The sequence below is a fragment of the Eggerthella sp. genome (assembly GCF_048329335.1).
Classification (GTDB): Bacteria; Actinomycetota; Coriobacteriia; order Coriobacteriales; family Eggerthellaceae; genus Eggerthella; species Eggerthella lenta.
Map to the genome: position 1 here is coordinate 1 of NZ_DBFEGU010000213.1, position 8007 is coordinate 8007.

The window sequence follows — 8007 nt, forward strand, 5'->3', positions numbered from 1 at the left end:
GACCGAGCTGTTCGTGCGCGGCATCGGCGAGGCTACCGATGTCGTGTCGAAGGAGATGTTCACGGCGATCTCGGGCGAGAACCTGAACAAGCTTCTGGGCGGCGGCACCATCAAGGGCAAGAGCCGCCTGTCGCTGCGTCCCGAAGGCACGGCGGGTGTGGTGCGCGCGGTGGTGCAGCACGATCTGGTGCCGCAGGGCGCGGCTCCGGCGAAGCTCATGTACGCAGGCCCGATGTTCCGCGCCGAGCGTCCGCAGAAGGGTCGCCAGCGTCAGTTCAACCAGGTAGGCGTCGAGTGCCTGGGCGCCGAAGATCCCAGCGTGGACGCCGAGGGCATCATCATGCTCATGCGCTTCTTTGCCGCCATCGGCATTCCCGTGGACGCCACGCGCCTTCTGGTGAACTCTATGGGCTGCGAGCAGTGTCGCCCGGCGTACCGCGATGCCGTGAAGGCGTACATGGACGCGCATGCGGACGAGCTGTGCGACGAGTGCAAGCGCCGCGCGGAGATCAACCCGCTGCGCGCGTTCGATTGCAAGAACCCCGACTGCGCCGCCGTGATGGCCGATGCGCCGAAGATCACCGAGCACCTATGCGACGACTGCCGCGAGCACTACGACACCGTGAAGGCGTACCTCGGCGGCGCGGGCCTTTCCTTCGAGGAGGATCCGAAGCTGGTGCGCGGCTTGGACTACTACACGCGCACGGTGTTCGAAGTGCAGGTGACCGAGGGTATGGGCAGCCAGAACGCCATCGGTGGCGGAGGGCGCTACGACAAGCTGGCCGAGGAGGTGGGCGGGCGCCCCACGCCCGGCTTCGGCTTCGCGCTGGGCTACGAGCGGTGCGCGTTGGCGCTGCAGGCGGCGGGCTACGAGTTCCCCGCGGCTCGGCGCTGCGACTTCTTCGTGGCCTGCGTGGACGACTCGGTGCGCGCGGAGGCGTTCTCGCTCGTTCAGGCTTGCCGTGACGCGGGGCTCATCGGCGAGATGGATCATCAGCATCGCAGCTTGAAGAGCCAGTTCAAGCTGGCCGACAAGCTGGGCGCCGTCGTCGTGGCGGTGCTGGGTCCCGACGAGCTGGCCGCCGGCCAGGTGAAGGTGCGCAACATGCGGACGCACCAGGAGAGCGCGGCGGATCTCGCCGCGCTGAAGAAGCTGCTGGCGCATTTCGGCGGCGAGCCGTTCGGCGGAGAGGCGGATTCCCTCGAGGCTATGCTGGGCAAGCTGGAAGCCCGATAGCCGTCAGCGTGCGGGAGGGGCGATAGCGAGCAAGACGACGAAGGCGGCCGAGAGGCCGCCTTCGCTTGGGAGGGGGAGGATCTTGTTAGAGGCTTACCATTTCCCGGCGCTCAGGTTCTTGCCGAGCAGGTAGCCGAAGGTGGTGCAGGCCCCGCCCAGGTTGATGCCGGGCACCTTGTAGTCGTACACGTCGCCGTACATGTCTCCCACGACGGTGCCCACGCCGTACAGGCCGGGGATGGGGTCGTTTTGGCTATCGCACACGTGCATCTGGATGTCGGTGTTGAGGCCTCCTGTGATGCATAGCGTGTAAGGCTCGTTTTTGATGCCGTAGAACGGGGGCTGCTTCACTGGCAGCAGGAAGCGCTTGTCCTTGTGGAACTCGTCGTCGAGGCCCGTCTCGCAGTACGAGTTGTACCGTTCGACTTGGGCGAGGAACTCCTCGCGCGGCAGGCCCAGACCGTCGGCCAGCTCTTCGAGCGTGTCGGCCTTGACGGCGTTCTCGGCCATTGTGGCGTCGAAGCCGGCGTACTCGTCGGTGGTGGTCCAATCGGTGTTGGGGTCGAACAGCGCCTGGATGGCGTCGTAGACCTCCTGCGTGTCGCGCGGCTCGCCGCCCACGCGGTCGCTCTGCCAGGGGGCGGAGTCCTGCACCCAGTTCTCGTCCCAGATGAGGAACGCGCATCCGTCGGGCTGCACGCGCTGCGGATAGGGCATGTAGCCATACGTGCAGTTCTCGTTGGAGTAGCGCACGCCCTTCTTGTTCACCAGCAGGCCGGGGAACGTGGTGAGCGCGCCTTCCGCCCACCAGCGGCAGGGCAGCACCTCGTCGCCCATCGTGGCCAGCATGGGGGCGTTCGGCGTGTACTTCTGCCAGGACGCGCCGATCCACAGCGCCAGCTTGAGGCCGCTGCCGTCGTAGACGCCGCCGTAGCCGAAGGGCAGCGCCATGGGGCAGTACTTCGCCACCATGTCCTTGTCCTGCGAGAAGTCGCCCGTGGCCAGCACGACGCCCTTCGTGGCCTTGTAGCGGGTGTACTCGCCGTCGTGCTTGGCCACGCAGCCGGTGACGCGGCCGGTGTTGTCGCCCTCGCGGTCGAGCTGCACGGCGGTGGTGCTGAAGAAGACCTGGCCGCCGCCCTTCTGGATTTCCTCGGTCAGCGCTTCGACGACGATCTGCTGCGACGCGCCGGCCGCTTGGGCGCCCTCGGCGACGAAGGAGTGGGATACGTTCAGCGTTTTGAGCGGGCCGCCGTCCCACCAGTCGGTGCCGCCGTCGCGCTGGTTGTTCTCGATGACGGCGGAGATGCCGTAGGGCTCCATCTTGTCCATGAGCCAGTTCATGGCTTTGCCGGACTCGTTGTAGACGAGCCACCACTTCTCCTGGTCGAGGCGGAAGCTGTTCGACGCGAAGATCTCCTGGAAGATGGGTTCGATCTCCTCGCGGGTGAAGTCGAGGCCCAGCTCGTGGGTGAGGCGCGTGTTGAACGCCGCGTTGGAGCCGCCGCGCGACACGGGGCCGTCGCTCGAGGCGATTACCACGACGTCGGCGCCTTCCTCGACGGCGGACGTGGCGGTGACGAGGCCGCCCACGCCGGCGCCGATGACGAGGATCTCGCATTCCACGGTGTTTCCGATCTTGCTCTCGTCCACGGGCTCGGGCGGAATCTCGAAGTTCCACTTCGCGTTCGTGAATTTCTCGGCATCGAGCACGAGGTCGCCCGATGCGGCGGCGACGGTTTCCTTATCCTGCGGCGCGCATCCGGCCAAGCCGAGCGTGCCCGCCGCGGCCGCGGCGGCTCCGGCCACTGTGGCGCCCTTCAGGAAGCTGCGACGATCCATCGACCTTGCTGTTCCCATGTTCCCTCCTTTGTTCGGATGATCCCCTGCCGAGCGCTGCGGCGATGTCTTTTGCTTTGTCTTGCGCGACGCTCGACGGGATGTAGCGTATGATCAATCGGGCCGGCGCGCGTCACTCAAAACGTGGCATTGGCGGCTTCGAAGGCAAGCGGCGCGCATCTCACTCGAAATGCGTTATTCCTTGGCGGCGCCGTCATTTATACTGGCACCATGGCATCGCGTCCATGGAAGGGGAGTCATGGAAAAGGGGAGAGCCGATACCGAAGGAGGCTCCGCGCTGTTCGTCCGCCCGACGGTGCTGGACGCAGGAATCGGGGTGCTGTACTTCTTCACGTCGCACATGGTCATCCGGGCGATGTACTCGATCGGGGTTGATCGCACGTCGACGGAGCTGTCCGTGTTCTTCCTCGTGGTCATCGCATCGGTCATCGCGGCGCATCTGCTGTCGAGGCCGCTGCTGCGGGCGCGCCGGTTCGCGGAATCGGCTTTGGGGATACCGGCGGTCAGCGTGACGGCGGCGTTGGGAGCCACGCTCGCGCTCGTGTCGATGCTGCCGGTGGTGGACGTGGGGCTGTTCTACGTGTCGGGCGCCTTGCTGGGGCTTGCCTGCGGGTGGATCATCGTCATCTGGACGTCGACCATCCACGCTTCGCGGCCCGAGAGCGCCTCGTTCTACCTCGATCCGGCGCTCGTGGTGGCCGTCGTGTGCTATTTTCTGTTCCGCTGCGTCAGCTCGTTCTCGGACACGATCGCGCAGGGGTTCCTGCTCGCGCTGCCGCTGGTGACCATCGCGTGCATCATCCGCGCCGCCAAGCCCGCCGACGAGGGCGATGCGCCCGCGCTGGGCGAGGGGACGCAGGCGCTGCAAGTGCTGGTGGCGGTTGCAGCGGCGTTCGCCATCGGCTGCAGCGTGACCGTGTACTTGGCGGGGCGCGAGAACGACGTGCTGTCGTCGGGGCTTAACTACATGGTGCTGTTCGAGGTGCTGGCGGTCATCCTCATGGCGTTCTGCTGCTGGCTGATGAGCCGGTTCTCGCAGCAACGGGGCGCGCTGTCGCCGCGCGGCACCGCGGTGCTTTCGTTTTGCGTGTGCTATCTGCCCCTGTTCTCCATCGGGCTGGTGATGGGCGGGGCGGCCATCCCGTCGAACGCGCCGGACGCGCTGTGGGAGAGCAACGTGTGGGTGCTGCTCATCGCCATCTTCGCTTACGACATACGCGATTCGGTGTACGCCATCCGCGGCTTGGCCGTGGGGCTGATGTTCGAGGCCATGTGCATCGGCCAGCTGATCGCGCGCGTGTCCACGCTGAGCTTCTCGTCGTGCGCGCTTGCGGTGGCCGGGGCGCTGACGGCGCTGTACTTCTTCAGCGTGGGAGGGCAGCTGCTGCGCGGGGTGCCGAAGAGGAAACGGCCGCGCGAGGAGGAGAGGCAGGTCGAGGAGCCGCGGGCGCGCGCCGAGACGGAGACGGAAGGCGAGGCGATGCCGTCCGAGATGCTGGCGTACTGCCGCAAGCTCGCGCTGGAGAACGGCTTGACGCCGCGGGAGGCCGAGATACTCGGGCTCATCGCCATGGGGCGCAGCGCGAAGTACATCGCCGAGGAGCTGACGATCTCGCACAACACGACGCGCACCCATATCAAGCACGTGTACGAGAAGCTGAACATCCACTCGAAGCAGGAGCTGCTCGACCTCGTGCTGTTCGGGTCGGGATTGATGTGAGGCGCGCCCGCGCCGCCGGGGCGGGCGGCGTGTTCGCGAGGGGCGGGATAGGCAAACGTCTTAAAAGGCACCTGCCCCTGTTTACGGCATTGATCGGTGTCGCGTGGGGCGCCGGTGGCGTTTGAGTGCTCGGTCATGTATACTACATGCATATCGCAGTTTCATGAAAGGAGCCCTCATGCCGGCTTTGCAGGTGCGAGATTTTCCCGACGATTTGTACGAGCAGTTGAAGGCGTATGCGGCCAGCCAGCATCGCAGCATCGCGCAGCAGACCATCGTGGCGGTGGAGCAGATGCTGGAGGCCGCCGACGCGCAGCATTATTGGGACGGGCATGACCTGCACCGCCTGGAGCGGCGCCCGCGTTACTTCGACTTCGACACTGAGGCGAAGCGAGCCGCGCGCATCGAGAAGCGCAAGGAGCTGTTCGCGGAGATCGACAAGCTGCCGAAATTTGACGTTCCGGATGATTTTCCGGACACGGTGGAACTCATACGCCAGGGTCGCGAGGAGCGGGATGCGATTATCGACGCGATGATTGCTGCCGAGAAGCAGAAGGCGGTCGAAGCATGATAGTCCTTGATTGTTCTGCGGCGGTTGACATGGTAAGGGAGACCGAAGCCGGTCGAGCTCTGAGGCAATTGATGCTTGAAGGAGAAGAGGTAATCAGCTCTCAGCTCTTTCTCATTGAGGTGTCGAATGCTTTTTGGAAATACCATAAAGCGGGTCTTCTTGATGAGAAAACGGTATGCGCCAACATCGAGAAAGCGATCGCTCTCGTAGACGAGTTCTGTGATCTTGATAAAACCCAGTGCTGCGAGGCCACGAAAGAAGCGATGCGCTTGCGCCATCCCGTTTACGACATGCTGTACTTCGTGCTCGCGCGGCGCAATGCGGCCACGTTGTTCACGCTGGATCGCAAGCTGCAACAGTTGTGCTTGGACAACGGGGTGGACTGTGTGCTGACCGATACGAACTTCTAGCGGGTCGTTCGCGCGCATTTTGCATGAAACCGGATACCTGTTTCGACCCGCGCGCCTTCGATACTGTACAATGGCTAAGTTTGAGTAACGTTTGCCGCGTCACGGAGGGGCGGCGAATGCAGATAGCAGTGCTGAGGAGCAAGGAACCAACGTTATGACGGACTTCATGAACGAATACTGCATGCACACCGCCACGTGCGGCGAGCTGCGCAAAGGCGACGTCGGCCGCGAGGTCGTGCTGTGCGGCTGGGCGTGGCACAACCGCGACCACGGCGGGCTCATCTTCGTCGACCTGCGCGACCGCGCGGGCTACACGCAGGTGGTCGTCGATCCCGACTGCGTGAGCGCCGACGACTTCGCGAAGGCCGAGCACCTGGGCCGCGAGTACGTGCTGAAAATCGCCGGCACCGTGCGCGAGCGCGGGGCGGAGGCCGTGAACCCCAACATGGCCACGGGCGAGATCGAAGTGCTGGCGAAGTCCGTCGAGGTCCTGAACACGAGCGTGACGCCGCCGTTCTCCATCGAGGACGGCATCGAGACGGACGAGACCACGCGCATGAAGTGGCGCTACCTGGACATCCGCCGTCCCGAGATGTATCAGGCCCTGCACTTGCGCCACAAGGTGGCCCAGGCCATGCGCGGCGCGCTCAACGAGCGCGGCTTCCTGGAGGTGGAGACGCCCATCCTGGCGAACTCCACGCCCGAGGGCGCGCGCGACTACATCGTGCCGAGCCGCCCGAACCCGGGCCGTTTCTACGCGCTGCCCCAGAGCCCCCAGCAGTTCAAGCAGATGCTGATGGTGGGGGGCATCGAGCGCTATTACCAGATCGCCCGCTGCTTCCGCGACGAGGACCTGCGCGCCGACCGCCAGCCCGAGTTCACGCAGGTGGACATCGAGATGGGCTTCGTGCAGGGCGAGGACGTGATGAACCTCATGGAGGACGTCATGGCCGAGACGCTGGCGGCCGTGGGCGTGGAGCACGCCTTCCCGCTTGAGCGCATGCAGTACCGCGAGTCCATGGACCGCTTCGGCAACGACCGTCCCGACACGCGCTTCGGCATGGAGCTGGTGGACATCACCGACATCGTGAAGAACACGGGCTTCAAGGTGTTCTCGAGCGTGGCGCAGTCCGGCGGCGTGGTGAAGGCCATCAACGCGAAGGGCGCGGGCGACTGGAGCCGCGGCGACGTGGAGAAGCTGGCCGACATCGCAGCCGAGAACGGCGCGAAGGGCATGGCCTGGATCGCGTTCACGACCGACGGCAAGGAGAAGAGCCCCATCATCAAATTCTTCAGCGACGAGGAGTTCGCCGCGCTGAAGGAGGCCATGGACGTGGAGCCGGGCGACCTTCTGCTGTTCGCCGCCGACACCTACGAGGTGGCGAGCGCCGTGCTGAGCGCGCTGCGCCTGCATATGGCCGACGCGCTGGACGTGCCGCGCGAGGGCCATCAGCTGCTGTGGGTGGTGAACTTCCCCATGTTCAAGTACGACGAGGACGAGAAGAAGTACGCCGCCGAGCACCATCCGTTCACCCACGTGCTGGACGAGGACGTGGACAAGATCGAGAGCGACCCGCTGGCGTGCGGCAGCTACAGCTACGACTTGGTCATGGACGGCTTCGAGGTGGGCGGCGGCACCATCCGTATCCACAACGCCGACGAGCAGCGCGCCGTGCTGCGCACGTGCGGTTTGACCGACGAGGAGATCGAGGAGAAGTTCGGCCACCTCATCCACGCGCTTGAGCTGGGCGCCCCGCCGCATGGCGGCATCGCGCTGGGCCTCGATCGCTTGGTCATGCTGCTGGGCGGCAAGGCGTCCATCCGCGACGTCATCGCCTTCCCGAAGACGAGCTCCGCGAGCGATCCGATGACCGGCGCCCCGAGCGCCGTGACGGGCCGCCAGCTCAAGGAAGTCAACCTGCGCACGCTGTAGGGAAGCGAGCGAAAGAACGCATCGAGGGGCCCGTTGATCTCAACGGGCCCCTGTTCTATCCGAATGCGTTGTCGTCTGCGCCGGACTACGCCGCTGGTTCGCCGGTCTGGGCCTTGTCTTCCAAAGGCTTGCGCTGCCGGTTCAGGCGATCGAACTTGTTCTTATCGGTTTCGGCCATGCCTTGGCCGGGATCGTGACGTTTATCGAACAGCGGATCGGCGGCGTTGGTCCAGATGCGCTCGGCCACAGGTTCCCATTCCTCGATGGAACGCGTGC

At 65.2% G+C, this 8007-nt stretch carries 6 protein-coding genes and 1 pseudogene; 5 read left to right on the forward strand and 2 right to left on the reverse strand.

The annotated features are described in order from the left end of the window. A partial coding sequence (hisS, locus tag ACMO6A_RS07015) for a histidine--tRNA ligase (protein WP_418470996.1) occupies positions 1 to 1237 on the forward strand: 1237 nt, incomplete at its 5' end. A gap of 93 nt (positions 1238 to 1330) precedes the next feature. On the opposite strand, the gene ACMO6A_RS07020 is transcribed toward hisS, so the two are convergent. Continuing rightward, positions 1331 to 3097 carry an FAD-dependent oxidoreductase gene (locus ACMO6A_RS07020; RefSeq protein ID WP_021410710.1) on the reverse strand — a complete coding sequence of 589 codons (1767 nt, stop codon included), beginning with the start codon at positions 3095 to 3097 and terminating at the stop codon, positions 1331 to 1333. Positions 3098 to 3335: 238 nt separating this feature from the next. On the opposite strand from ACMO6A_RS07020, the gene ACMO6A_RS07025 reads away from it, so the two are divergent. The 4 genes from ACMO6A_RS07025 to aspS all read left to right on the forward strand — a co-directional run bounded on the left by ACMO6A_RS07025 (position 3336) and on the right by aspS (position 7731). Continuing rightward, the gene (locus ACMO6A_RS07025; RefSeq protein ID WP_114516665.1) at positions 3336 to 4817 is read left to right on the forward strand and encodes a helix-turn-helix transcriptional regulator; all 1482 of its coding nucleotides are present in this window, start codon (positions 3336 to 3338) and stop codon (positions 4815 to 4817) included. Positions 4818 to 4995: 178 nt separating this feature from the next. Next, positions 4996 to 5388, forward strand: a complete 393-nt coding sequence (locus ACMO6A_RS07030) for a ribbon-helix-helix domain-containing protein (protein WP_009305171.1) — start codon at positions 4996 to 4998, stop codon at positions 5386 to 5388. Further along, positions 5385 to 5798 (forward strand): type II toxin-antitoxin system VapC family toxin, encoded by a 414-nt coding sequence (locus tag ACMO6A_RS07035; RefSeq protein ID WP_035577846.1) that lies wholly within the window; start codon positions 5385 to 5387, stop codon positions 5796 to 5798. Before ACMO6A_RS07030 ends, ACMO6A_RS07035 begins: the two co-directional genes overlap by 4 nt. A 154-nt stretch (positions 5799 to 5952) precedes the next feature. After that, positions 5953 to 7731 carry an aspartate--tRNA ligase gene (aspS, locus tag ACMO6A_RS07040; protein WP_114516666.1) on the forward strand — a complete coding sequence of 593 codons (1779 nt, stop codon included), beginning with the start codon at positions 5953 to 5955 and terminating at the stop codon, positions 7729 to 7731. Between the two features lie 85 nt (positions 7732 to 7816). Here the strand turns inward: aspS and ACMO6A_RS07045 are convergent. Continuing rightward, positions 7817 to 8007: pseudogene (locus ACMO6A_RS07045) on the reverse strand (radical SAM protein); the annotation flags it as partial.